Below are 24,662 nucleotides of genomic sequence, written 5' to 3'. Positions count from 1 at the left end.
GACCTCCACATCGAACCGAATGTCGGTTGCGTGAATGATCTTGTTGCAGGCCTCGCGCAGGCTGAGCACCTCGACCTTGTCCGGATCGGTCGCCCAGTTTGGAAACAGCTTTCCGCAATCTGATCTCGGCTCGTCTGCTGGTCCCGGCGATTGATCGAACTGGATTCGCACGCCAGCCGCACAAGAGATCAAAATCCGCGTCACCTCGGACTTGAAATAACCTGCCTGCATCATTGCAATGGCGGGCGAGGTGAGGCCATGCCTCGCCACGTCGCGAGATGCCGAGACCATGCAAACGAGCCGGTAGAGGTCGAGCATGAACGCCCCCGGCTCAATCGCGTGGACCTGCTTTTCGGCAAGGTACGGTCGTTCTTCAGCCATCAGGTCACCATAGGCGATTCGTCCGACGGCTCGCTGATTGATCACCGCCAACCTGCTCCCGACGCGACGCGAGCCCGTCAGCGCGCGTCGAAATTTGCCGGTAAAGCGTGGGGAACTATCCCCCAATCCCTTGAAACGGATGACTTTCAGCGCCACCTTGCGCGACCTCGGCGGCTTTGGCCTATTGAGTGAAGTGATCGCCGAATCACACATGGAAAAGCCGAGCACACTTTGCAGGGCGGGCTCGGCTTTCCGTGGCGTCTGTCACAACAGGAGATGCTTACGCATGTCCGTAACCACGAGGAGACCCTAGCGTGACTAGTCCAGTCGTTCAAGACAACCAGCCCCGTAAGACCAAGTTCACATTCGATGAAGCTGTTGACGTCTGGTTGCGCCGCTGGTGCGGGCAGTTTCAGCACGAGATCGCGGCGGCCTACGTGATCAACCCGCGCGCGGTGAACCAAGTTCTCAAGGAAATCGCCCACATCGGCAGCAAAGAGGAAGCCGCTCGGCGCACCGGCCGCACGGCGTAAACCACCGAGCGTCATCGCGAGCGGCTCCGGCCGCTCGCTTTCTCAGAACAAGGAGGGCCGATGATCTCGCTTGAGGAAGGGCAACAAGTGCTGCACTGGCGCGACGGTGCGTGGCACCCCATCGCTTGGCAAAACTGGATGAATTTCCGCGAGCTCAACGGCCCCTTCGCGCCGCCTCCTTGTGTCAAAGCTGGTGAGCATCACTTCGTGGTGTGCATCGTCGAGGACGGTCGCTTCTACAACATCCTTCCGCACCGCTACCTGATCGATCCGGACGGGCGCATCGCCGATGATCGCTACTTCGGTGTACTCTCAGACGGTGAGATCGCACGCTATGAGGCGCTTAATCGGCGGCACTACGAATATCCGCAAGCTCATCCGCTGAGCCGTGAAGAGGAGGGCGAGTTCGAATCGATCAGAGATCGCTTGTGGCGCTCATGGTTGCCGCCAGTCGAGGCTGTCCGCGATTTGACGCGCGCGGCAGTCGCATTGCCTGATGAGAACGACGCCGCTTGGGACGTGCTGGAGGCTTGCGGAATCTCTCGCGGGGTATCGGCGGTGCGGCCCTGATTTGGCGATTGCCGGTCCCGGATTCGGCGCATTCCACAGCCTTTCCGTTCGCCCGGCTGACGGGGACAGAACGGAGGACAGTGGTCCGTCACCCCGTTTATTTCACAACACTATTTAGAGCCGCGCGTCTCCACAAAGGGGACAAGGGAAGTGCAGCGCTTGGCTAGCTCATTCACCGCACCACCCTCGCCGCTTCGAGCAGCCGCTCGCTTGCGCTTGCCGTCGCCAGCACCGTCCCGTCTTCTGCCGTCAGCTTTGCCTCGACGAAGGCGATGGTTTTGCCGAGCTGAGTGACCTTTGCCTCGCCGATGATTGGGCCGGGCTTTGCGGGCGCCAAAAAATTCACGGTCATACTGATGGTGGTGGTGTAGAGTCGGCCCTCGCTCATCACCAGCACCGCCGGTCCCATCGTGTCGTCGAGCATCGCCGAGAGCATGCCGCCCTGGATGAAGCCGGCCGGATTGCAGAACTCCGGCTTGCCCTCGAAGGCAAGCTTGATCCAGCCTTCGTCCGGACGGGCATCGAGCAGCCGCCATCCCAGCAGCTCGGCGCAGGGCGGCTTGGAAAAGTTGTCGAGCGCGGTCTTGACCATACGAATCTCCGTTGCTGCCCGCCAATAGCGTAGGGCTGCTGCCAGCTTGGTGTCAGCAGGCGATACGCCGCAGCGCAGCCCCAGGGGACATCGATCGAGAGCGCGAGACCTGCGCGCCGCCTGAGATTTTCAGTCCAGCGCGTGCGCGATCACCTTGCGCATGACGTTCGGCAACGCTTCATCGGCAAGGGTCGCGATCCGCACCCAGCGCGTGCCTGCGGGTGCGCGGGTGCGCACCTCTGCCTTCGCGGTGTAGACCACCAGCTCCAGCGGAAAATGCGTGAAGACGTGGGTGACCACGCCCAGCTTGCGCTGCCAGCGCGATAGCCCCTTCAGTTCCGGCGCCTGCTTCCTCGCCGTCGCGTCGTCTTGCCCGGCGAGCCAGTCCGAACCGGGCACCTCGGTCATGCCGCCGAGCAGGCCCTTTTCGGGACGGGTGCGGACGAGCAGCTCATCGCCGCGCGTGACGACGAAGGCGGCGCCGCGGCGCAACGTCCCGCTCTTCTTCGCCGCCTTGCGCGGAAAGGTTTCCTGCGTTCCCTGCGCGCGCGCCGTGCAATCCTCGTTCAGCGGACACAGCGAGCAGGCCGGTTTCTTCGGCGTGCAGATCGAGGCGCCCAGGTCCATCAGCGCCTGAGCACTATCACCAGCGCGAGTGTCCGCGAGCAGCGTCGCCGCCAGTTGCTGGATCAGGGGCTTGGCCTGCGGCAATTCCTCCTCGACGGCGAACAGGCGCGACACCACCCGCTCGATATTGCCGTCGACCGGCATGGTGCGGCGATCGAAGGCGATCGCCGCGATCGCCGCCGCCGTATACGGCCCGATGCCCGGCAACGCACGCAGCCCTTCCTGGGTGTCGGGAAAGACGCCGCCATGGTCGCGCGTCACAGCGACCGCGCAAGCGTAGAGGTTGCGCGCACGCGAGTAATAGCCGAGCCCGGCCCACATCCGCAGCACGTCATCGAGCGAAGCCCGTCCGAGCGCCGTCACCTCCGGCCAGCGCGCGACGAACTTTTCGAAATAGGGGCCGACCGCCTTCACGGTGGTCTGCTGGAGCATGATCTCGGACAGCCAGACGCGGTAAGGGTCCGATGCCGCTCCGGGTGCCGCGCGCCAGGGTAGCCGGCGGCGGTGGCGGTCGTACCATTGGAGGAGCGCCAACGGGCGCTCCATGCTCTCCGGCGGACCAGGTTCCGATGTCGCCTTCCGGGCAGATCTGGGGCTCATGCGCGTACTGTAACGAGGTCACGCCAATCTCTCCACGTCATGCCCGCGCTTGTCGCGGGCATCCACGTCTTTCTTCGCCGAGCGCTCGCAAATGGTGAGGCTGGCGGATGGCAGTGCTATAAGGCCCTATGTCCAAACCCGGTCCCATCAGCGCCAAGCCGCTCTCGCTCCTGCTCAACGACGTCTTTGCCGAGGCCTATGCCAAGCAGGGCTTTGCCGCGCGCGAGCTGGTGACGCGCTGGGCGCAGATTGCCGGGCCGGAGATCGCGGCCCATGCCGAGCCGCTCAAGATGCAGTGGCCGCGGCCGGTGGAGGGCCAGCCGCAGGAGTCGGCGACGCTGGTGCTCCGGGTCGAGGGGCCGATGGCGCTGGAGATCCAGCACTCCGCCGACGTGATCCTGGAGCGGGTCAACCGCTTCTTCGGCTGGAGCGCGGTCGGCAAGCTGGCGTTCCGCCAGGCCCCCCTGTCGCGCGCACGCCGGCCGGTCCGACCCGGCCCGCCGGACGCCAAATCGGTGGCCAAGGTGGCGGAGAGCCTGGGCGACATCGAAGATGAACAGTTGAAGACAGCGCTGGCGCGGCTTGGGGCGGCTATCAAGCGAAATTGAGCCTCATTCCGACGCTAATCTGGACCCATCCTTGCCGCTCGCCATTGCCTCAAACGACGTTTCAAGCTAGCGACAGGCCGCCCGGGCGGGAACTCGATAAACCCCTTGGGGCGAAGCCACGCCAATTCCGGGAGCCGACCTTGATCATCACCCGCCGCGCCTTCACCACGATGCTGTCGCTGACCGGGCTTGCCGCGCTCGCCGGACTGTCGCCGCTGCGGTTCATCTCCGAGGCCATGGCACAGGCCGCTGCCGATGTGGCCAAGCCAGTGTCGCTGCCTGACATGGCGCTCGGCCCGAAGGACGCCCCCGTCACCATCACAGAATATGCTTCGATGACCTGCCCGCACTGCGCGGCGTTCAGCGAACAGGTCTTCCCCAAGATCAAGTCCGAATACATCGACACCGGCAAGATCCGTTACGTCTTCCGCGAGTTCCCGCTCGACATCAAGGCCGCCGCCGGCTCGATGTTATCGCGCTGCATCGCCAATGGCGACGCGGCGAAATACTTCGCCGTCACCGACATGCTGTTCCGCCAGCAGAACGACTGGGTGTTGAAGAACACCACCGAGACCTTGACGCGAATCGGCAAGCAGGCCGGCCTCACCCAGCAGCAGGTGGAGGCCTGCCTGAAGGATCAGGCGCTGCTCGACAAGATCGCCGCCGACCAGAAATATGCGAGCGACGTGTTGAAGGTTGATTCGACGCCGACGTTCTTCATCAACGGCGAGAAGATCAAGGGCGAAGCCTCGTTCGAGGAATTCGCCAAGAAGATCAACCCGCTGCTGAAGAGCTGATTCGCAGCGCACCAACGCCTGATTCGCATCTCAAAAGCCGTATCCTTCCCGTCAGAAATCCCTTGGGAAAAGCGGTTTTCGCCGGTTGCCCTCGCGGCGCACGGCGGCCATTGTCCAGCCGCACGAGCCGCCTCGCGCGACTCGCCCGGACAGCGACATTGCCTTTCATGGTAGTGTCCCGGCAGGGGGATTCGCGCCTGCCAACAGAGATGCGTGTTTATGAAGATCACCCGCCTGCGCCTTCACGGCTTCAAGTCCTTCGTTGAGCCCACGGACTTCGTCATCGACCCCGGCCTGACCGGCGTGGTCGGACCCAATGGCTGCGGCAAGTCGAATCTCGTCGAAGCGCTGCGCTGGGCGATGGGTGAGACCTCGTACAAGTCGCTGCGCGCCGCCGACATGGACGCGGTGATCTTCGCCGGCTCCGGCAACCGTCCGGCGCGCAACCACGCCGAAGTGACGATGACGATCGACAACGCCGATCGCACCGCGCCCGCGGCGATGAACGACAGCCAGCTTCTCGAAGTCTCCCGCCGCATCGAACGCGAGGCGGGCTCGGTCTATCGCATCAACGGCCGCGACGTGCGCGCCCGCGACGTGCAGATCCTGTTCGCCGACGCCGCCACCGGCGCGCGTTCGCCGGCCCTCGTTCACCAGGGCAAGATCGGCGAGATCATTCAGGCCAAGCCCGAGCAACGCCGCCGCGTGCTGGAAGACGCCGCCGGCGTCGCCGGTCTGCACGCCCGCCGTCACGAGGCCGAGCTGCGCCTGAAGGCGGCCGAAACCAACCTCCTCCGCGTCGAGGACGTGATCGGCCAGCTCTCCGGCCAGATGGAAGGCCTGAAAAAGCAGGCCCGCCAGGCCGTGCGCTATCGCGAGGTTGCGGCCAAGGTCCGCAAGGCCGAAGCGACTCTGTTCCATCTGCGCTGGATCGGCGCTCACGCCGACGTCAACGAGTCCGGCCAGACCCACGATCTCGCGGTCCGCGAGATGGCCGAGCGCACCCAGCACCAGGCTGAAGCCGCCCGTATCCAGGCCATCCGCGCCGCCGAAATGCCGGCGCTGCGCGATACCGAAGCGCGCGCCGCGGCCGGGCTGCAGCGTCTGACCAATGCCCGCGAGCTGCTCGACCGCGAGGAAGAGCGCGCCAAGGAGCGCGTCGCCGAGCTCGAGCGTCGCCTCGCCCAGTTCGAAGGCGACATCTCGCGCGCCCAGCAACAGACCATGGATGCCGACGTCGCGCTGCAGCGGCTCGACACCGAAGACGCCGAGCTGAAGGAAGAGATCAAGTCGCGCGTCGAGAAGCGCTCCGGCGTCGACGAGCGTGTTGCGGAAGCTGAGGCAACGCTCACCGAAACCGAAAGCCAGTTCGCCGAGCTCACCACCGAGCTCGCCGACCTCACCGCCAAGCGCAACCAGCTCGAAGCCAACGTCCGCACTCACCGCGACAAGCTCGCCCGTCTCGACCAGGAGATCGCGAATGTCGCGGCGGAAGAGCAGAAGCTGGCCAACGAGATCGGCGGCTTCGGCGATCTCGACGAGCTGACCGCGACAGTCGAGACCGCGGAGCAGACGCTGGCGGCCTCGGAAGCCGCAGCACAGGCGAGCGAAGCGGCCCATGTCGCCGCGCGGCAAACGCTGGAATCCTCGCGCTCGCCGCTGAACGAAGCCGACAAGCGCGTGCAGCGGCTCGAGACCGAGGCGCGCACCATCTCCAAGATCGTCAACGGCGAGACCAAGAATCTGTGGCCGCCGATCATCGACGGCATCACCGTCGACAAGGGTTTTGAGAAGGCGATCGGCGCCGCGCTCGGCGACGATCTCGACGCCCCGGTCGATCCGTCCGCGCCGATGCGCTGGACCAATGCCGGCGCCGTCACCGACGGTGATCCGGAGCTGCCCGAGGGCGCCGTCCCGCTCGCCAACCACGTCCAGGCGCCGGCCGAGCTGGCCCGCCGCCTGGCGCAGATCGGCGTGGTGCCGCGCGAGCGCGGTGCCGAGCTCGTCTCGCAGCTCAAGACCGGCCAGCGGCTGGTCTCGCCCGAGGGCGACGTCTGGCGCTGGGACGGTTTTGTCGCGGCAGCTCACGCTCCGACCGGAGCGGCACGGCGCCTTGCCGAGCGCGCCCGCCTCGTCGACATCGAGAACGAGCTCGAGCAGGCCCGCATCGACGCGCAGATCAAGCGTCAGGCGCTTGAGAACGCCGAGTCCGAGCTGCAGATGGCCGCCAGCACGGAAGGCGCCTCTCGCGAAGCCTGGCGCGCCGCGCAGCGCGAGCTCAACACGGCGCGTGAGCGCCATGCCACGGCGGAGCGCGAGATCAGCCGCCACGCCGCGCGCAAGGCGACGCTGTCGGAAGCGCACAGCCGCATCGCCGCCGACCGCGCCGAGGCCGAGGCCGCGTACGAATACGCCGCCGCCGGGATCACCGAGCTGCCGTCGAGCGAAGAGACCGAAACGCGTCTCGCCGCCGTCCGCAGTGACATCGAAGGCCATCGCCGCATGGCCGCCCAGGTCCGCGCCGAGGCGCAGGCGCTGGCGCGCGAAGCCGAGCTTGCCGATCGCCGCGTGCAGGCGATCCTCGCCGAACGCACCGAGTGGCAGAACCGCAAGGAGAGCGCGGCCTCCCATATCGACACCATCCAGACCCGCATCACCGAGGTCTCGATCGAGCGCAGCGATCTCGAAAACGCGCCCGCCGTGTTCGCCGAGAAGCGCAGCGCGCTGATCACCGAGATCGAGTACGCGGAGAACGACCGCCGCTTGGCCGCCGACGCGCTCGCCACCGCGGAAAGCGCGATGGCGGAGACCGATCGCGTCGCGAAATTGACCCTCGAGGCGCTCTCCAGCTCCCGCGAAGCCACCGCCCGCGCCGAGGAGCGCATGGAAGGCGCACGGCGCCGGCTCGAGGACATCGAGCGCGAAATCCGCGACATGCTGGAAGTCGAGCCGCAGGCCGTTGCAGGCCTTGCCGAGATCGAGCCCGGCGCCGAGCTGCCGCCGCTGCACGACATCGAGGAAGACCTCGAAAAGATGCGCCGCGACCGCGAGCGCCTGGGCGCGGTGAACCTGCGCGCCGAGGAAGAGCTGCGCGAGGTCGAGACCCAGCACACCGGTCTCGTCACCGAACGCGACGACCTCGTCGAAGCCATCAAGCGGCTGCGCCAGGGCATCCAGAGCCTCAACAAGGAAGCGCGCGAGCGGCTCCTGACCTCGTTCGAGGTGGTCAACAACCACTTCAAACGCCTGTTCGTCGAGCTGTTCGGCGGCGGCGAAGCGGCGCTGCACCTGATCGAGAGCGACGACCCGCTGGAAGCCGGTCTCGAGATCATCGCCAAGCCGCCGGGCAAGAAGCCGCAGACGCTGTCGCTGCTCTCGGGCGGCGAGCAGGCGCTGACCGCGATGGCGCTGATCTTCGCGGTGTTCCTCACCAACCCCTCGCCGATCTGCGTGCTGGACGAAGTCGACGCGCCGCTCGACGACCACAACGTCGAACGCTACTGCAACCTCCTGCACGAGATGACCGGCTCGACCGACACCCGCTTCATCATCATCACGCACAATCCGATCACGATGGCGCGGATGAACCGGCTGTTCGGCGTCACCATGGCCGAACGCGGCGTCTCGCAGCTGGTGTCGGTGAGCCTGTCAGAGGCGGTGGACATCCTCGACCAGAACGTGGCTTGAGACTGCGGTCGTTCCACAACCATTGACGTCATCATCCGCCTTGTGCGCAATTGCGCACTGGGGCGGATGATCCCGTACGCAGCGGCGTCTCGATCGACCGCACTGTCTCGGAGTACTGGATGCCCCGCCTGCGCGGGGCATGACGATGGAAGATGATCTCACCCACCCTTCCTCCCGAACTGAAAGCGGCCCTCGACGCCAAGCTCCAGGGCTTTTCGCGCACCGACGCCGCCCGGCGGTCGTCGCAGATCTCGAACACCTATCGCGCAGGCGGCGGCTCCGGCTCGATCAAATCCGAGGCCGATGCGCTCGCCTATGCGCTCGCGCGCATGCCGGCGACCTACGCGGCGGTCGCCGCGAGCCTGAATGCACTGACCGGGATTGCACCGGACTTCGCCCCTGAAACGCTGCTCGACGTCGGCGCAGGCCCGGGCACCGCGAGTTGGGCGGCCGCGGAAGCCTTTTCGTCGCTGCAAGACTTCACCCTGCTCGACGCCAACGCCACGTTGAGCCGGCTCGCGCTCGAACTGGCACGCACCAGCTCGCGCTTGGCGGACTGCCGCTACCTGCCCGGTGACGCCAGCGGTAACCTTGCCGAGGTCCCGCAAGCCGATCTCGTCATTGCGAGCTACATCATCGGCGAGCTCGGCGAGAGCGACCAGCGCGCGCTCACCGAAGCGATGTGGGCGAAAGCGCGCCACGGGCTGGTCGTGATCGAGCCCGGCACGCCCGCCGGCTACGCACGCATTCTCGCGCTGCGCCAGCAGCTCATCGCGGCGGGCGCCCATGTCGCCGCGCCCTGCCCGCACGAAAAGACCTGCCCGCTCACAGCGCCCGACTGGTGCCATTTCAGCCAACGCCTGCCACGCTCACAGGCGCACCGCCAGATCAAGGGCGCCGAGGTGCCGTTCGAGGACGAGCGCTTCATCTACGTCGCCCTGACCCGCACGCCGCCCGCAACGCGCGCCTCGCGCGTGCTGGCGCCGCCCGATGTCGGCAAGGCCGAGATCACGGCAAAGCTTTGCACTGAGGACGATGTCGAACTCGCGAAGGTCCCTCGCCGCGACAAGGCCGCCTATGCCAGCGCCCGGCGCTGGCGCTGGGGTGACGCCGTCATATCCGAAAGTTAACCTCGTTCTGCGCTTTGCCTTGAACTTGGATGGTTCCTGATCCGACCAAGTCTTACCTCCCCCCTGCGCCGGGGCTCTTGCCCTGCGTCAATTTGGTTTAGGCTGCGCCCGCCTTCTTCCCCCATCAGGAGTTCTCCATGTCGACCGGCTGGATCGTTCTCGGCGTTATCGTCGTCCTCGTGCTGTTCGCCTTCAGCGCCTACAACCGCCTGGTGGCGCTGAGCCAGCGCGTCGGCCAGGCCTTTGCCGACATCGACGTGCAGCTCAAGCAGCGCCATGACCTGATTCCGAACCTGGTCGAGACGGTGAAGGGCTATGCCTCGCATGAGCGCGGCACGCTCGACGACGTCATCAAGGCGCGCAATTCGGCGATGTCAGCGCAGGGGCCGGCGCAGGTGTCCGCCGCCGAGAACCAGCTCTCCGGCGCCCTTGGCCGGCTGATCGCGCTGTCGGAGGCCTATCCCGACCTCAAGGCCAACGCCAACTTCCAGCAGCTTGCCGGCGAGCTCTCGGACATCGAGAACAAGATCGCGGCCAGCCGTCGCTTCTTCAACAATGCGGTCCAGGAATACAACACCGGTATCCAGCAGATGCCCGCCGCGCTGTTCGCCGGCATGTTCGGCTTCACCAGGAAGGACTTCTTCGATCTCGGCGCCAGCCGCACCGAGGTCGAGGCGACGCCGCAGGTGAAGTTCTGATTTGAGCCGATAGGCCGGCAGGGCATCGCGTCATGGCCGCGTATGGTCTCTACACGCATATCGCCTCGAACAAGTTTCGTTCGATGCTGCTGCTCGCCGGCCTGTTCGTGCTGGTCTATGTGCTGGTCTATGCCGGCGCGCTGGTCGCCGAAGTCGTCATCGACAGCAACCGAACCGTCGCCTTCTACCTGAGCCACGCCTTCCACGATTTGATCGTCGCCGCGCCCGTCGCGACAATCGCGGTGGCCCTCTGGATCGTGATCGCCTATTTCTTCCACCAGTCGATGATCGACGCGGTGACCGGCGGCCACGACGTCACCCGGCAGGAGGAGCCGCGGCTCTACAATCTGCTCGAAAACCTCTGCATCTCGCGCGGCATCACGATGCCGAAGCTGAAGATCATGGAGAGCCCGGCGCTGAACGCGTTCGCGACCGGCCTCAATCCCAGGCAATATTCGATCACTGTCACCACCGGTCTCCTCAATGCGCTGAACGACAAGGAGATCGAGGCGGTGCTGGGCCACGAGCTGACCCACATCAAGAACGGCGACGTGCAGCTCATGGTGGTCGCCGTCATCATCGCCGGCGTGGTCGGCTTCTTCGGCGAGCTGTTCTTCCGCCTGTTCACGAGTTTCAACTGGAGCTCCGGCTCCGGCGGCTCGTGGTCCTCGGGCTCCTCCTCGTCGTCGCGATCGTCATCATCGTCAAGCGACAGCAAGAGTTCCGGCGGCGGTGCGGTGATCGTCATCATCATCGCGGTCGTGCTGATCGTGGTGGCCTGGCTGATGTCGCAGGTGGTGAAGCTCGCGCTGTCGCGGTCGCGCGAATATCTCGCTGACGCAGGCTCGGTCGAGCTGACGAAAGACCCGGACGCGATGATCTCGGCGCTGCGCAAGATCGAGGGCCGCGGCGAGCTGCCGGGCGCGACCTCGGCAGTGATGGAGCTCTGCGTCGACAATCCGCGCGAGGGCTTTGCCGACCTGTTTGCCACCCACCCTTCGGTACAGTCCCGGGTCGACGCGCTGGTCAAATTCGCCGGCGGCCATGATCCCGGCCCGCTGCCATCGCCCACCGAGGACACGGAAGAGCCGGACGCGCAGGCCGACCAGCAGGACACTCTGCCGTTGCCGCCGGGCCCATGGAACGACGCCGGGAAGCCGGCAATTCCGGCCCCCGAACCAAGTCCTGCCCGAACCTCGGCCGGCGACCCGCTGGGCAATCCCATCGGTAATCCTACGGGGCCTTGGGGCCGCCATTGAGGCCTGATTTGCCGCCACGTGCGGCAGGCTTCGCGGCGATTGGGAAAAACTCCGGGAATTGCCGCACGCGGGGGCTGAGGATTTGAATTCTCCCTTGTTTCTGCCATGTTCGCGCCCAACAGCAGACTTGGGACATCGATTTGGGGCCCGGCCGATTGCAACCTGCAGTCGGAGGGCGCGTTAGGGGACAGAAATGGCAAAGCCGGCAGTGGTTGTGGTGGGCGCGGACAAGGGTGGGGTTGGCAAGACCACGGTGTCGCGTACCTTGCTCGATTATTTTTCCGCCAACAACGTGCCGACGCGCGCCTTCGACACGGAGTCGCCGCGCGGAACTCTGAAGCGCTTCCACCCTGACATCACCGAGATCGTCGACATGACGACGACGGCCGATCAGATGAAGATCTTCGACACGCTCAACACGGTGAGCCCGTCGGTGACCGTCATCGACGTTCGCGCCGGCCTGCTCTCGCCTGCGCTCGCCTCGCTCCGCGACATCGGCTTCCTCGACGCCGCCAAGGCCGGCCAGATCACCTTCGCGGTGTTCCACATCCTCGGACCCTCGATCGCCTCGCTGGAGGAGATCGCCGAGACCGCGGGCTTCATGACCGGCGCGAAATATTTCCTGGTGAAGAACTTCATCAACGACACCCAGTTCTTCCAGTGGGACCAGGCGACCTACAATTCCTACTTCCACCGCATCAAGGACGCGACCGAGCTCACCATCCCGAAGCTCAACGAAATGGCCTATGAGCAGGTCGAGGTGTCCTCCGTCCCGTTCCTGAAGTTCGTCGCCAACAAGGGCATCAACGACGACGCCGCGAACTACTCGTTCGTGCTGCGCGGCTATGTCCGGCACTGGCTGGCGAACGTCTGGAGCGAATATGACCGCATCCGCCTGACCGACATCGTCGGCTCCAAGCCTGCGGCCCGTAGCGCCGAAAAATAGTTGCGAGCGACATGCGATACGGCTGGATTGGGCGGCAAGTTCGCCTGATATAGCTGTCGATGCCCGCGACGCCCGTCTACATCATCTGCTCGCCCCGCCCGCAGGTCGGCAAGACCCTGCTGGCGCGGCTTTTGAGCGAGTTCCTGCTGCTCAAGAACGGCAACGTCACGGCCTTCGACGTCAACCTGAAGGAGCCGTCGCTGCTCGATTATCTGCCGAAGATCACGGAGACCGCCGACGTGATCGACACCTACGGCAAGATGCAGCTGATGGACCGCGTCATCGTCGATGATGGGCTTGCGAAGGTCATCGACCTCGGCTTCCACGCCTTCGACGAATTCTTCAAGATGACCGACGAGATCGGCCTGTTGAAGGAGGCCGCGCGCCGCCACGTCGCGCCGATGATCCTGTTCGTTGCCGACACCGACCGTGTCTCGGCCCGCGCCCACGAGATGCTGCGCGGCCAGATCCCGCGAATGAGCCTGATCACCGTGGACAACGAATACGTCGTGCGCGGCGAGCTGCCGCCGGCGATGGAAGGCGGACGGGTGTTCCGCCTGCCGGCGCTGCCCGGCTTCCTCAAGACCTATATCGACCGGCTGAGCTTCTCCTTCACCGGCTATCTGCGCCAGGAGAAGGATTCCTCCACCGAGCTGCACCAGTGGACCCGGCGCAATTACCTCGCGTTCCGCGAGATCGAGCTCAGCCTGATCTTGCAGCAGTCCTGAATATTTTATCCGGGTAATATTGACGCAATGCGTCCCTGCCGCTACTGAGCTTGCGCAACAGCATCCCTCAGCAAGGCCCTTCACCCGTGACCATCGACCGGAAAGCAGCAATCGCCGCCTACAAGGAGCGGAAGACCATTGCGGGCATCTTCGTCGTCCGCTGTGCGGCGTCGGGCGAGGCCTGGGTCGGTCAGGCCGCGAACCTGGAGACGATCCAGAACCGCATCTGGTTCTCGCTGCGCCAGGGCAGCCACACCTGCCGCAGCCTCCAGGCCGCCTGGAACGCGTATGGCGAGGCGGGCCTGACGTTTGGCGAATGCGAGCGTCTGGAGGATGAAGAGACCGCCTATGTCAGAAACGCGCTCCTGAAGGAACGCGTGCTGCATTGGCGGGCTGAGCTGAAGGCTGAGGCGATCTGACGGTCGCTGCGGCCCTTAATGCCCTTCGAACGTCATCAGCGTGCGCACCGGCACGTCCATCGCGCGCAGCTTGGCGGCTCCGCCGAGATCAGGGAGGTCGATGATGAAACAGGCTGCGACCACATTGGCGCCGATCTGCCGTAGCAGCTTCACCGCGCCTTCGGCGGTGCCGCCGGTGGCGATGAGGTCGTCGACCAGGATAACGCGCTCGCCGGGCTGGATCGCATCGACGTGCATCTCCATCTCGTCGATGCCGTATTCCAGCGAATAGGCAATGCGCACGGTGGTGTGCGGCAGCTTGCCCTTCTTGCGGATGGGCACGAAGCCGGCCGAGAGCTGATGCGCCACCGCGCCGCCGATGATGAAGCCGCGCGCCTCCATGCCGGCGACCTTGTCGATCTTGTTGCCGGCCCAGGGATTGACGAGCTCGTCCACCGCGCGGCGGAAGGCGCGCGCATCCGCGAGCAAGGTGGTGATGTCGCGGAACATGATCCCCGGCTTGGGATAGTCGGGGATGGAGCGGACGCTCGCCTTCAGATCGTGGTCAAAGGTCATTTGTGTCTCACTTTGGTTTTATCCGCCGTCATTGCGAGCCACCGGGTCCGCGCAAAGCGCGGCCCGATGACAGGCTCCGCGACGCAATCCAGACCTTCTACGAGGAGACAGCCTGGATTGCTTCGTCGCTTCGCTCCTCGCAATGACGGCACTCAATTCGCTCCAGCATCCAGCCGGAAGGCGTTTTCGACAATCTTCAAGCCTACTTCGTTGCCGAGCGACATCAGCGATTCCGGGTGGAATTGCACGCCGGCGACCGGCAGCGTCTTGTGCTCCAGCGCCATGGCGACGCCGTCCTCGGTGCTCGCGGTGACGGACAGGACCTCCGGCATGCTGTCACGCTCGACATAGAGCGAATGATAGCGGCCGATGACGATCTCGTTCGGCAGGTTGCGCATCAGGCGCCCGCCGCGCACCTGCACCCGCGAGGGCCGGCCATGGGCGGGATGCGTGAGCTGACCGAGCTCGCCGCCAAAATATTCGCCGATCGCCTGCACGCCGAGGCAGACGCCGAACACCGGCAACTTCTTCTCCAGCGCCGCATCGATGGTCTTCTTGATCCCGAAATCCTCAGGCCTTCCGGGACCGGGCGACAGCACCAGCAAATCCCACCTCTTCTGCCTGAGCATGTCGAGCGCATGCACATGGCGGACCACGGTGACGTCGGCGCCGACCTGGCGGAAATAATCGGCGAGCATGTGCACGAAGCTGTCGTCGTGGTCGATCAGCAGCACCTGCTTGCCCGAGCCGGTCGCGTCAGGCGCGAAGGTCGACAGCGGCTTCGGCGGATCGCCGCGCAGCGCCTGGAACAGCGCCGCGGCCTTGACCTGGCATTCGCGGTCCTCCGCGGCCGGATCCGAGTCAAACAGGCAGGTTGCGCCGACGCGCACTTCGGCAAGACCGTCCTTCATGCGGATGGTGCGAATGGTAAGGCCGGTGTTGATGCTGCCGTCGAAATTCACGGCTCCGATCGCGCCGGCGTACCAGCGCCGCGGCGAGCGCTCGTGATCCTCCACGAACTGCATCGCCCAGAGCTTTGGCGCGCCGGTCACCGTTACTGCCCAGGCATGGGTGAGGAACGCGTCGAGCGCGTCGAAGCCGGGGCGAAGCATGCCCTCGACATGGTCGACGGTGTGGAACAGTTTTGAGTAGGTCTCGATCTGTCGTCTGGCCAGCACCTTGATCGTGCCGGGCACGCAGACCCGCGCCTTGTCGTTGCGATCGACGTCGGTGCACATGTTGAGCTCGAACTCGTCCTTCTCCGAGTTGAGGAGCTGGCGGATCTGCTCGGCATCGTCGATCGCATCCGTGCCGCGCGCGATCGTGCCGGAGATCGGGCAGGTCTCGACGCGGCGTCCGTCCGAGCGCACGAACATTTCGGGTGAAGCCGACACCAGGAATTCGCCCTCGCCGAGATTCATCAGCGCGCCGTAGGGCGACGGATTGATGACGCAAAGCCGCTGGAAGACTTCGGCCGGCGAGCGGTCGCAGGGCTCGGCGAAGAGCTGACCCGGCACGGCCTCGAACAAATCGCCACGCGCGAAAGCGGCGCGCGCGGTCTCCACCGTCGCCTGATATTCGCCGGGCGCGTGATCGGCAAAACCCTGGCGCGGCGTCTTCAGATACGGGCTCTCGGCGGTTTCGCGCGGCAGCCCCTCGGTGGATTTTCCCTTCCAGGTGAAATCGTAGCTCAGCACCACGCCGCGGCCGGTGGCGCGGTCATAGGCCAGCAGGCGATCGGGAACATAGAGCACGATGTCGCGCTGGTCGGTTTCGCGCGGACGCTTCTGCACGAGATCCTCGATCTGGAACACGAGATCGTAAGCGAACGCGCCGAACAGGCCGAGCAGCCCGTCGTCATTGGCGGAGAAGGCGGCGACGAGATCGCGGACCAGCGACATCACGCTGGCGCGCCGCGTCCGCTGGTCTTCCTCGACCGGCGCATCGCCGCGGACGATATGGCCGGAAAGGCGCGAAGCGGTCTTCTCGGAGATCACGACGCAGGGCTCGCGCAGCACATCCGTGAGGAAGGCAATCAGCACCTGCCCGCGCTCGTTTAGCGCTTCCAGCTTGAAATTGACGCCAGCGGTCTCGAGCTTGAGCGGCGGATCGGAGAAGCCGAGGTCGAAGCTCTCGTAGCGGCCGGGCACAGTCGTGCCAGAGGACAGCACCACGCCGCGGCGGCGGTCAAGCAGGTTGACGAGATCGTCGAGCCGGTTGGCCCCGCCGGTAAACTGCTCCGCCACGCGCGTGATCGCGAGACCTCCGCGGGTCACGTAATCGCTTCTGGCCGGAAGGGCAAAGACTGTCCTGTTCATGTGATCCTCTTGGTGTTCTCTTACGAGACTTGCCGAGGGAACGCCACACAGGACAAACGATCAGGCCGCCGCACTGCGCTGGCGACCTCAGACGATTTGGGAAAGGAAAATCGCACCGGCCACCTCTTTAGGAGGTGCGCCACCAAAGACGGGCTGGGCGGACGGCGGTGCTCATGGGCGGATACTCACCATGGCGCGGGGGCGGCGTCAAGATGCGGGCCGGCTGAGGTAGCCAGGATGGAGCCAAGCGAAATCCGGGATTGGTCCCATGACGAGACAGTCTCGGATAAACTGCACCCCTTCCCGGCTACGGGCTTCGGGCAATTACCCCAGATGCTTCCGGAAAAACTCCGTCGCGCGGCCCCAGGCGAGCTCGGCGGCTTCGCGGTCGTGCACGGCCTGGCGCTGCTCGTTGACGAAGGCGTGCTCGGCGTCATAGCGGAACAGCTCGAGCGACTTGCCGGCAGCCTTCATGCCGTTTTCGAAGGCAGAGACCAGTTCCGGCGTGCACCAATCGTCCTTGTTGGCGAAGTGGGCCTGGAGCGGGATCTTGACGTCGGCGGGCTTGGCCGCCTGCTCCGGCGGGATGCCGTAGAACACGACGCCGGCCGCGAGCTCGGGGATCTTGGTCGCGCCGATGATGGTCACGGCGCCGCCGAGGCAGAAGCCGGTCAGGCCGACCTTGGCGCCGTTGCGCGACAGATATTGCGTGGCGCCGCGCACCGTCTGCGTGGTGGCATCCATGAAGTCGAGCGAGTTCATCTCTTTGGCGGCCGCGTCCGTGTCGTGATACGGCACCACCTTGCCCTTGTAGAGATCGGGCGCCAGCGCATCGAAACCGGCGAGCGCAAAGCGGTCGCACAGGCCCCTGATCTGATCCGACAGGCCCCACCATTCCTGGATCACGACCACGCCCGGCGCGTTGCCGCGCGCGGCGTTGGCGAGATAGCCCGATGCGTCCTTGCCATCCGGGCGCTTGAAGGTAATGGCGGTTCCCATGGTGTCCTCCGACGAGTTTCTGGGGAGCGGTTGGAGGCATTGTGGCGATTGAGCGAGCGATAGGCAATCGCGCCAAACGACAAACTCTCGTGCCCCGGATGCAATGCAGCCCGCCCCTGGCGATGCGAAGCATCGTCCAGTGCGGCGTGATGCATTGCTGATCCGGGGCCCATTGTGACCGCACGCTGGGTCCCGGCTCAGCGCAGCAGCCATAGCGCGTTGAAGACGCGCGTGAACGCGCTTATGGCACGCTGCAACGCGTCCGGGACACCGACGCGGCCAACAAAAAAAGCCCCCTTGCGGGGGCTTCTTCATCTCGTCTCGCCTCAAGCCGCTCAGTGGGAGTCGGCCCAGACCTTCTTCTTGGTGAAGTACATCAGGAAAGCGAAGATGATCAGGAACACGAACACCTGGAAGCCGAGACGCTTGCGCGCCTCCATGTGCGGTTCGGCGGTCCACATCAGGAACGTGGTGACGTCCTTGGAATACTGCGCGACCGTGGTCGGCGAGCCGTCATCATAGGTCACCTGACCGTCGCTGAGCGGCTTCGGCATCTTGATGGCGTGGCCGGGGAAGTACTTGTTGAAGTAGGAGCCCTCCGGGATGGTCACGCCTTCCGGCACCTTGTCTTCAAACCCTTGGAGCACCGCCGAGACGTAGTCCGGGCCCTGCTCCTGATACTGGGTGAAGAAGTCGAAGATGAACCAGGGGAAGCCGCGGCCGTAGGAGCGAGCCTTGGTGATCAGCGACAGGTCGGGCGGCGCCGCACCGCCGTTCGCCGCACGCGCTGCCTGCTCGTTCGGGAATGGCGAGGGGAAGTAGTCGGCCGGCCGGCCCGGGCGCTCGAACATGTCACCCGCGTCGTTCGGACCGTCCTTGATCTTGTACTCGGAGGCGAACGCTGCCGCCTGCGCCACGGAATAGCCGGGGCCGCCGGCTTCCGCGAGGTTGCGGAAGGCAATGTAGGACAGACCGTGGCAGTTGGCGCAGACTTCCTTGTAGACCTTCAGGCCACGCTGGAGCGCGCCGCGGTCGAACTTGCCGAAGGGACCGGCGAACGACCAGTTGTTGGCCGGCGGCCTGTCGCTGCCTTCGGACGCGCGTGCATCCTGAAGGCTGCCGAGGAACAGCGCACCTGCGGCAACGAGCGCGACCATGACGGAGGCTACCGCCTTGCCGCCCCTGGTCAGGATCGCCTCCGAGATCGAGTTCGGCACCGGCCGCGGCGTCTCGATGCGCGAGAGCAGCGGCAGCACGATCAGGAAGTAGGCGAAGTAGCAGACCGTCAGGACACGGCCGGCGATCACATAGATGCCCTCCGGCGGCTGCGCGCCGAGATAGCCGAGCAGGATGCAGACCACGACGAAGATCCAGAAGAACTGCTTGGCCAGCGGCCGGTACTTCGACGACCTCGTCTTTGCGCTGTCGAGCCAGGGCAGGAAGCACAGGATGAGGATCGCCGAGAACATCGCGATGACGCCCGCGAGCTTGTTCGGGATCGAGCGCAGGATCGCGTAGAACGGCAGGTAATACCACTCGGGCACGATGTGCGGCGGCGTCACGCCCGGGTTCGCCGGGATGTAGTTGTCGGCATCGCCGAGATAGTTCGGCATGTAGAAGATGAACCAGGCGTAGAGCAGCAGGAAGCAAGCGACGCCGAACATGTCCTTGATGGTTGCGTGCGGCGTGAACGGCACCGTGTCCTTTTCCGCCTTCGGCTCGACGCCGTCAGGATTGTTCTGACCGGCAACGTGCAGCGCCCAGACGTGGAGTACCACAACACCTGCGATCAGGAACGGCAGCAGGTAGTGCAGCGAGAAGAAGCGGTTTAGCGTCGGGTTGCCGACCGAGTAGCCGCCCCAAAGCAGCGTCACGATGCTCTCGCCGACATAGGGAATAGCGGAGAACAGGTTGGTGATGACGGTGGCGCCCCAGAAGCTCATCTGGCCCCACGGCAACACGTAGCCCATGAAGCCCGTCGCCATCATCAAGAGATAGATGATGACGCCGAGGATCCACAGCACCTCGCGCGGCTCCTTATAGGAGCCGTAGTAGAGGCCGCGCAGCATGTGGACGTAGACGGCGAAGAAGAACATCGACGCGCCGACCGCATGCATGTTGCGCAAGAGCCAGCCGTAGTTGACGTCGCGTACGATCAGCTCGACCGACTTGAAGGCGAGATCGGCGTGCGGGGTATAGTGCATCGCCAGGATCACGCCGGTCAGGATCTGCATCCCCAGCATGAAGGAGAGGATGGCGCCGAAGGTCCACCAGTAGTTCAGGTTGCGCGGGGTGGGATAGGCGACGAAGGAGGAGTGCATGAGACCAAAGATCGGCAGTCGCCGCTCGATCCACTGCAGTGCCGGATTGCTCGGCTGGTAGTCGGATGGTCCGCTCATGATGCGATCCTGAGGAAATAAAACGACGAGACGGCGCGAAGCTTCGGACGAAGGTCCGAGGCTCAGCCGATCTGGATTTTGGTGTCGGAAACGAACTGGTACGGCGGCACCGCCAGATTCGCGGGCGCCGGCCCCTGGCGGATGCGGCCAGACGTATCGTACTGCGAACCATGGCAGGGGCAGAAGAACCCGTCGTAGTTGCCCTCATGAGCGATCGGGATGCAGCCGAGATGGGTGCAGATGCCGATCACGACCAGCCACTGGTCGTGGCCGGACTTGACCCGGGCCTCGTCGCTCTGCGGATCGGGCAGGCTCGCCACGTTGACGGCGCGCGCTTCGTCGATCTGCTTCTTGGTGCGGTGGCTGATGTAGATCGGCTTGCCGCGCCAGAACACCTTGATGTCCTGCCCCTCGGCGACCGGGCTGAGATCGACCTCGATCGGCGCACCGGCGGCGATGGTCGAAGCATCCGGATTCATTTGGGAGATAAAGGGCCAGAGCGCAGCTGCGCCCCCTACTGCTGCAGCTGCCCCGGTTGCAACGAATAAGAAATCACGGCGTGTCGGATGGTCCGCCGAAGACGCTGTCGTCACGATTCCAACCCTTTCTTCTTGTGCTACCGGTGGAACCGCTCCGAGGGGCGCCCAAACGTCCCCGGAAAGGCTGCCGGCGCCCGCGGCCCCCCGCGGCGGCAGAACTTTGCTCATTCACGCCGAAACGGGTGAAACAGCAGTCCAGAATCGTTCTATTGGCACCCTTGCCGGGCGAGCGCAAGCCCGCTATCGGCGCGGGAGCTTGCAATGCACGAATTCCCGGGCGAGCGATGTTTTATTGAGACATTTTCGGCCCGCAACCAACCCGCGACCGCCCATGCAGATAGCGCTTTTCCAGCCCGACATCGCTCAGAACACCGGCACGATTCTCAGGCTTTGCGCCTGTCTGGGCATGGCCGCCCATATCATCGAACCAGCGGGCTTTCCCGTCTCCGACCGCTTGTTCCGCCGGGCGGGAATGGATTACCTCGACCATGTCAGCCTCACCCGCCACGACTCCTGGTCGAAATTCGAGGAATGGCGCGCAGCACAAGGCTACCGCCTGCTCCTGTTCACCACCAAGGCTGCCACCGACTATCGCGATTTCCGTTACCAGACGGCGGACATCCTGCTATTCGGACGCGAGAGCGCTGGAGTCACCGACGCGGTGGTCGAGGCCGCGGATGCGCGGCTGGTCATCCCGATCATACCGGGCCTGCGGTCGCTCAATGTGGCGATGACCGCGGCGATGGCCGCCGGCGAAGCGCTGCGGCAGCTCCGGGACCCGCAAGTTTGATATGTTGAGGAGAGAAGCTTGAGTTACGCGGTCAAGGAAATCTTCCTGACCCTGCAAGGCGAAGGCGCCCATGCCGGGCGCGCGTCCGTGTTCTGCCGTTTTGCCGGCTGCAACCTCTGGAGCGGCCGGGAGGCCGATCGCGCGGACGCGACGTGCAAATTCTGCGACACCGATTTCGTTGGAACCGACGGCACGCTCGGCGGCCGTTATGCCTCGGCCGCGGAACTCGCCGACACCATCGCCGCTCAATGGACTGCAACGGCCTCCAACCGCTACGTTGTCCTCACCGGCGGCGAGCCGCTGCTCCAGGTTGACGCGGCGCTGATCGACGCGCTCCATGCCCGCGGCTTCGAGATCGGTGTCGAGACCAACGGCACGATCGCCGCACCGGAGGGGCTCGACTGGATCTGCGTCAGCCCCAAGGGTGGCAGCGAGCTGGTCCTGCGCCGCGGGCACGAGCTGAAGCTGGTCTATCCGCAGGCGCTCGCCGCGCCCGAAGCTTTCGAGGATCTCGCCTTCGAGCGCTTCTCGCTCCAACCGATGGACGGCCCCGAAATCGTCCAGAACACCGCGCGCGCGATCGATTATTGCCTGCGCCATCCGCAATGGCGGCTGAGCGTGCAGACGCATAAATCGCTTGGCATCAGATAGGATTGGTTTTCGAACAGATGTGGGAATTGACGAAATCGTTCCGCTTCGAGGCGGCGCATTCACTGTCGGGAACGACGTTCGGTGCGGCGAGCGAAGAGATCCACGGGCACTCCTTCCGCGCCGAGGTGACGTTGCGGGGCACGCCCGATCCCAAGACCGGCATGGTGGTCGATCTCGGCCTCGTCCAGCGCGCGATCGAGGACGTGCGGCTCACGCTGGATCACAAGTTCCTCAACAAGATCGAGGCGCTGGGCACACCGACGCTGGAAAACCTGTCGCGCTTCGTCTGGGAGCGGCTGCAGCACATCGGCAACCTCACCCGCGTCAGCATCCACCGCGACAGCTGCAACGAGAGCTGCACCTATTACGGTCCGCAGGGTTGACGGCATGACTTCCACGATGGACCCGAGCTTGCTCGAAGATCGCAAGACCCGCGCCCGAACTTGGTTCGAGCGCTTGCGCGACGATATCTGCGCGAGCTTCGAGCAGCTCGAAGATGACGCACCCCGAAGCCTCTATCCAGGCGAGGCCGGCCGCTTCAAGCGCACGCCCTGGCAGCGCACTGACCACAGCGGCGCGCCCGGCGGCGGCGGCGTGATGTCGATCATGCACGGACGCCTGTTCGAGAAGGTCGGAGTGCATTGCTCGACCGTGCACGGCGAATTCGCTCCCGAGTTTCGCGCGCAGATTCCCGGCGCGGCAGAAGACCCGAACTTCTGGGCCTCCGGCATCTCGCTGATCGCGCATATGCGCAATCCGCACGTGCCTGCCGTGCACATGAACACGCGTTTCGTGGTCACCACCAAGGCCTGGTTCGGAGGCGGCGCCGATCTCACGCCGGTCCTCGATCGCCGGCGGACGCAGGACGATGCCGATACAATCGCCTTCCACGCCGCAATGAAGGACGCCTGCACGGGGGCGAACGGAGTTGCCGATTACGACAAGTACAAGAAGTGGTGCGACGAGTATTTCTACCTGCCGCACCGGAAAGAGGCGCGCGGCGTCGGCGGCATCTTCTACGACTGGCACGACAGCGGCGACTGGGACGCCGACCTCGACTTCACCCAGGACGTCGGCCGCGCCTTCCTCAAGATTTACCCCGAACTCGTCAGGCGCAATTTCGCGACAAGCTGGACCCCCGCCGACCGCGAGGAGCAACTGGTCCGGCGCGGCCGCTATGTCGAGTTCAACCTGCTCTACGATCGCGGAACCATCTTCGGGCTCAAGACCGGCGGCAATGTGGACTCGATCCTGTCGTCGCTGCCGCCGGAGGTGAAATGGCCATGACAATGATCAAGCCCGCTTCGAGGCCCCTGCCGCGCGCCATGCTGATCGACATGGACGACACCATCCTGTCGGCCTATGGCCGGCCCGAGATCGCCTGGAACACGATCGCGAACGAGTTTGCCGAGGAGTTTGCACCGCTGCCGCCACAGCAGGTCGCGACCGCGGTGCTGGCTTTCGCGCGAAACTTCTGGGCCAACGCGGAGGCCTCGTGGCGCCTCAGGCTCGCCGAGGCCCGGCACCTGACGGTCAAGGGCGGCTTCGCCGCGCTTGCGTCAGCCGGCCACCGCGCCCTGCCCGACGATCTCGCAATTCGTTTCGCCGATCGCTTCACCGCCTATCGCGAGGAGGAGATGTTCGTCTTCCCCGGCGCGCATGAGGCGATCGACAAATTGAACGCGCTCGGCATCAAGCTCGCGCTGGTGACCAACGGCGCCGCCGACACCCAGCGCGCCAAGGTCGAGCGCTTCGAGCTAGCGCACCGCTTCCACCACATCCAGATCGAAGGCGAGCACGGTTTCGGCAAGCCCGAGGAACGCGCCTATCTGCATGCGATGGATGCGCTCGGCGTTGCTGCGAAAGACACCTGGATGATCGGCGACAATCTGGAATGGGAAGTCGTGACGCCGCAGCGCCTCGGCATCTATTCGATCTGGATCGACGTGCATGGCGACGGCCTGCCCGAAGGCTCGACCGTCAGGCCCGATCGCATCATCCGATCGCTGACCGAACTGGTGCCGAACCAGGTCTAAGCAGGGCGTGAACGCAAAATATCGAAAACAACCCCATGCACAGTAGCCGGGTGCTGCAAAATCAATAACTTGCGGATTTCGCGAAATCGCTTGATCCGTCGGGCAAAACAGGGGCATCATGCCACCGTCGCAAAGCCTGCGATGGAAGCGCTTCTGCGTGAGTTGCCTCCTGGCATTTCGAGCTTTCTGCGTATGATCCGCGCAGCCCCTCCTCCCTGCTCGCCTGTTTTCAGCGTGTCATGACCGCTTGTTAGCCTCGCATCCGGGTCGACCAACTCGGAGGACAAATCCATGGAATTGAAAGCCGGCAATGTCGTGATGTTGAAATCCGGCGGCCAGCCGCTGACCGTTGCGGAAGTGAAGCAGGACGAAGTGCTCTGCCTCTGGATGGGCATGGAAGGCGATCTGTTCCGCGAGACGCTGCCGCTGGCTGTGCTGGTGCAGGTGGAAGAAGACCACGACGAGGAGGAGGACGACGAAGACGAGGATGACGACGAGGACGAGGAGTAGGCACGCCTAAGACCGCATCCTGGTTAGATCGGAGCGTTCCGCTCGGGCGCACGCTCACGGACCGGTGAACCGCCACTGCGGCGCCGACGAAATAAGCACGAAGCCGTTTTCCTATTTCGGCGAAGGCGGGCTGATGACGATGTCCGCATACGCCGCGAGACCGGAGTTCCTGTCGTCGCCAGGTAGATCGACGGCGATGGCTTCGTGCCTCGCCGTGCGAATAAGCGGGGCTACGCCGTGCCAATACCAGGCCATGCCGCCTGCCCCGGGGAGAGAACGACGAGTGTTGC

Annotated in this window: 25 protein-coding genes; 17 read left to right on the top strand and 8 right to left on the bottom strand. The window is 64.9% G+C overall.

All coding sequences use genetic code 11. The annotated features are described in order from the left end of the window. Window positions 1-609 (bottom strand): hypothetical protein (locus AC629_RS24530; RefSeq protein ID WP_143199406.1); only part of this gene is annotated, 609 nt, incomplete at its 3' end. Between the two features lie 86 nt (window positions 610-695). On the opposite strand from AC629_RS24530, the gene AC629_RS24525 reads away from it, so the two are divergent. Together AC629_RS24525 and AC629_RS24520 are read left to right on the top strand one after the other, a co-directional pair. Continuing rightward, window positions 696-914 carry a hypothetical protein gene (locus AC629_RS24525; protein ID WP_084807516.1) on the top strand — a complete coding sequence of 73 codons (219 nt, stop codon included), beginning with the start codon at window positions 696-698 and terminating at the stop codon, window positions 912-914. 60 nt (window positions 915-974) lie between these two features. Further along, window positions 975-1,484 (top strand): hypothetical protein, encoded by a 510-nt coding sequence (locus AC629_RS24520; protein WP_084807515.1) that lies wholly within the window; start codon window positions 975-977, stop codon window positions 1,482-1,484. A 172-nt stretch (window positions 1,485-1,656) separates the two neighbouring features. Here AC629_RS24520 and AC629_RS24515 read toward each other — a convergent pair whose 3' ends face one another. Together AC629_RS24515 and mutY are read right to left on the bottom strand one after the other, a co-directional pair. Further along, window positions 1,657-2,076: a PaaI family thioesterase gene (locus tag AC629_RS24515; protein ID WP_084807514.1), complete on the bottom strand. Its 420-nt coding sequence runs from the start codon at window positions 2,074-2,076 to the stop codon at window positions 1,657-1,659. A 129-nt stretch (window positions 2,077-2,205) separates the two neighbouring features. Beyond that, window positions 2,206-3,303, bottom strand: a complete 1,098-nt coding sequence (mutY, locus tag AC629_RS24510; protein ID WP_084807513.1) for an A/G-specific adenine glycosylase — start codon at window positions 3,301-3,303, stop codon at window positions 2,206-2,208. 128 nt (window positions 3,304-3,431) lie between these two features. Here mutY and AC629_RS24505 point away from each other — a divergent pair, with 128 nt between their 5' ends. From AC629_RS24505 to AC629_RS24465, 9 genes are all read left to right on the top strand, one after another. Then, entirely contained in the window at window positions 3,432-3,911 is a 480-nt protein-coding gene (locus AC629_RS24505; RefSeq protein ID WP_084807512.1) for a DUF721 domain-containing protein, read from the top strand. A gap of 140 nt (window positions 3,912-4,051) precedes the next feature. Further along, entirely contained in the window at window positions 4,052-4,708 is a 657-nt protein-coding gene (locus AC629_RS24500) for a DsbA family protein (RefSeq protein WP_084807511.1), read from the top strand. 219 nt (window positions 4,709-4,927) lie between these two features. Next, window positions 4,928-8,395, top strand: coding sequence for a chromosome segregation protein SMC (smc, locus tag AC629_RS24495; protein ID WP_084807510.1), 3,468 nt, complete (start codon window positions 4,928-4,930; stop codon window positions 8,393-8,395). A 152-nt stretch (window positions 8,396-8,547) separates the two neighbouring features. After that, window positions 8,548-9,525: a small ribosomal subunit Rsm22 family protein gene (locus AC629_RS24490; protein WP_084807509.1), complete on the top strand. Its 978-nt coding sequence runs from the start codon at window positions 8,548-8,550 to the stop codon at window positions 9,523-9,525. Between the two features lie 137 nt (window positions 9,526-9,662). Next, window positions 9,663-10,223, top strand: a complete 561-nt coding sequence (locus AC629_RS24485; protein ID WP_084807508.1) for a LemA family protein — start codon at window positions 9,663-9,665, stop codon at window positions 10,221-10,223. 32 nt (window positions 10,224-10,255) lie between these two features. Then, window positions 10,256-11,482 carry a M48 family metallopeptidase gene (locus tag AC629_RS24480; protein WP_084807507.1) on the top strand — a complete coding sequence of 409 codons (1,227 nt, stop codon included), beginning with the start codon at window positions 10,256-10,258 and terminating at the stop codon, window positions 11,480-11,482. Window positions 11,483-11,675: 193 nt separating this feature from the next. Further along, window positions 11,676-12,428 carry a P-loop NTPase family protein gene (locus AC629_RS24475; RefSeq protein ID WP_084807506.1) on the top strand — a complete coding sequence of 251 codons (753 nt, stop codon included), beginning with the start codon at window positions 11,676-11,678 and terminating at the stop codon, window positions 12,426-12,428. 59 nt (window positions 12,429-12,487) lie between these two features. Then, window positions 12,488-13,156, top strand: a complete 669-nt coding sequence (locus tag AC629_RS24470) for a hypothetical protein (RefSeq protein ID WP_084807505.1) — start codon at window positions 12,488-12,490, stop codon at window positions 13,154-13,156. Window positions 13,157-13,242: 86 nt separating this feature from the next. Next, window positions 13,243-13,575, top strand: a complete 333-nt coding sequence (locus tag AC629_RS24465; protein ID WP_084807504.1) for a GIY-YIG nuclease family protein — start codon at window positions 13,243-13,245, stop codon at window positions 13,573-13,575. Window positions 13,576-13,590: 15 nt separating this feature from the next. On the opposite strand, the gene AC629_RS24460 is transcribed toward AC629_RS24465, so the two are convergent. The 5 genes from AC629_RS24460 to petA form a co-directional block, all read right to left on the bottom strand. Next, on the bottom strand, window positions 13,591-14,130 hold the full coding sequence (locus AC629_RS24460; protein WP_074116509.1) for an adenine phosphoribosyltransferase: 540 nt from the start codon (window positions 14,128-14,130) through the stop codon (window positions 13,591-13,593). 152 nt (window positions 14,131-14,282) lie between these two features. Then, window positions 14,283-16,448 (bottom strand): anthranilate synthase component I, encoded by a 2,166-nt coding sequence (locus AC629_RS24455; RefSeq protein ID WP_084807503.1) that lies wholly within the window; start codon window positions 16,446-16,448, stop codon window positions 14,283-14,285. A 324-nt stretch (window positions 16,449-16,772) separates the two neighbouring features. Next, entirely contained in the window at window positions 16,773-17,447 is a 675-nt protein-coding gene (locus AC629_RS24450) for a dienelactone hydrolase family protein (RefSeq protein ID WP_084807502.1), read from the bottom strand. Window positions 17,448-17,782: 335 nt separating this feature from the next. Then, complete coding sequence (gene fbcH / locus AC629_RS24445) at window positions 17,783-19,846, bottom strand: cytochrome b/c1 (RefSeq protein WP_084807501.1); 2,064 nt, start codon at window positions 19,844-19,846, stop codon at window positions 17,783-17,785. Window positions 19,847-19,908: 62 nt separating this feature from the next. Then, window positions 19,909-20,439: a ubiquinol-cytochrome c reductase iron-sulfur subunit gene (petA, locus tag AC629_RS24440; protein WP_084807500.1), complete on the bottom strand. Its 531-nt coding sequence runs from the start codon at window positions 20,437-20,439 to the stop codon at window positions 19,909-19,911. Window positions 20,440-20,716: 277 nt separating this feature from the next. On the opposite strand from petA, the gene AC629_RS24435 reads away from it, so the two are divergent. From AC629_RS24435 to AC629_RS24410, 6 genes are all read left to right on the top strand, one after another. Next, window positions 20,717-21,175 carry a tRNA (cytidine(34)-2'-O)-methyltransferase gene (locus AC629_RS24435; RefSeq protein WP_084807499.1) on the top strand — a complete coding sequence of 153 codons (459 nt, stop codon included), beginning with the start codon at window positions 20,717-20,719 and terminating at the stop codon, window positions 21,173-21,175. An 18-nt stretch (window positions 21,176-21,193) separates the two neighbouring features. Beyond that, window positions 21,194-21,826, top strand: coding sequence for a 7-carboxy-7-deazaguanine synthase (gene queE / locus AC629_RS24430; protein ID WP_074120208.1), 633 nt, complete (start codon window positions 21,194-21,196; stop codon window positions 21,824-21,826). 17 nt (window positions 21,827-21,843) lie between these two features. Next, window positions 21,844-22,209, top strand: coding sequence for a 6-pyruvoyl trahydropterin synthase family protein (locus AC629_RS24425; RefSeq protein WP_074120215.1), 366 nt, complete (start codon window positions 21,844-21,846; stop codon window positions 22,207-22,209). Between the two features lie 16 nt (window positions 22,210-22,225). Beyond that, entirely contained in the window at window positions 22,226-23,113 is an 888-nt protein-coding gene (gene hemF, locus AC629_RS24420) for an oxygen-dependent coproporphyrinogen oxidase (protein ID WP_210419103.1), read from the top strand. Further along, window positions 23,110-23,862 carry an HAD family hydrolase gene (locus AC629_RS24415; RefSeq protein WP_084807518.1) on the top strand — a complete coding sequence of 251 codons (753 nt, stop codon included), beginning with the start codon at window positions 23,110-23,112 and terminating at the stop codon, window positions 23,860-23,862. The genes hemF and AC629_RS24415 overlap by 4 nt, the downstream gene beginning before the upstream one ends. Window positions 23,863-24,153: 291 nt before the next feature. After that, window positions 24,154-24,372 (top strand): YodC family protein, encoded by a 219-nt coding sequence (locus AC629_RS24410; protein ID WP_084807498.1) that lies wholly within the window; start codon window positions 24,154-24,156, stop codon window positions 24,370-24,372. Window positions 24,373-24,662: the final 290 nt, after the last annotated feature.

The organism is Bradyrhizobium sp. NAS80.1 (genome assembly GCF_001908205.1).
In the GTDB taxonomy this organism is placed as follows: domain Bacteria; phylum Pseudomonadota; class Alphaproteobacteria; order Rhizobiales; family Xanthobacteraceae; genus Bradyrhizobium.
This window is presented reverse-complemented; position numbering and strand designations above follow the sequence as displayed.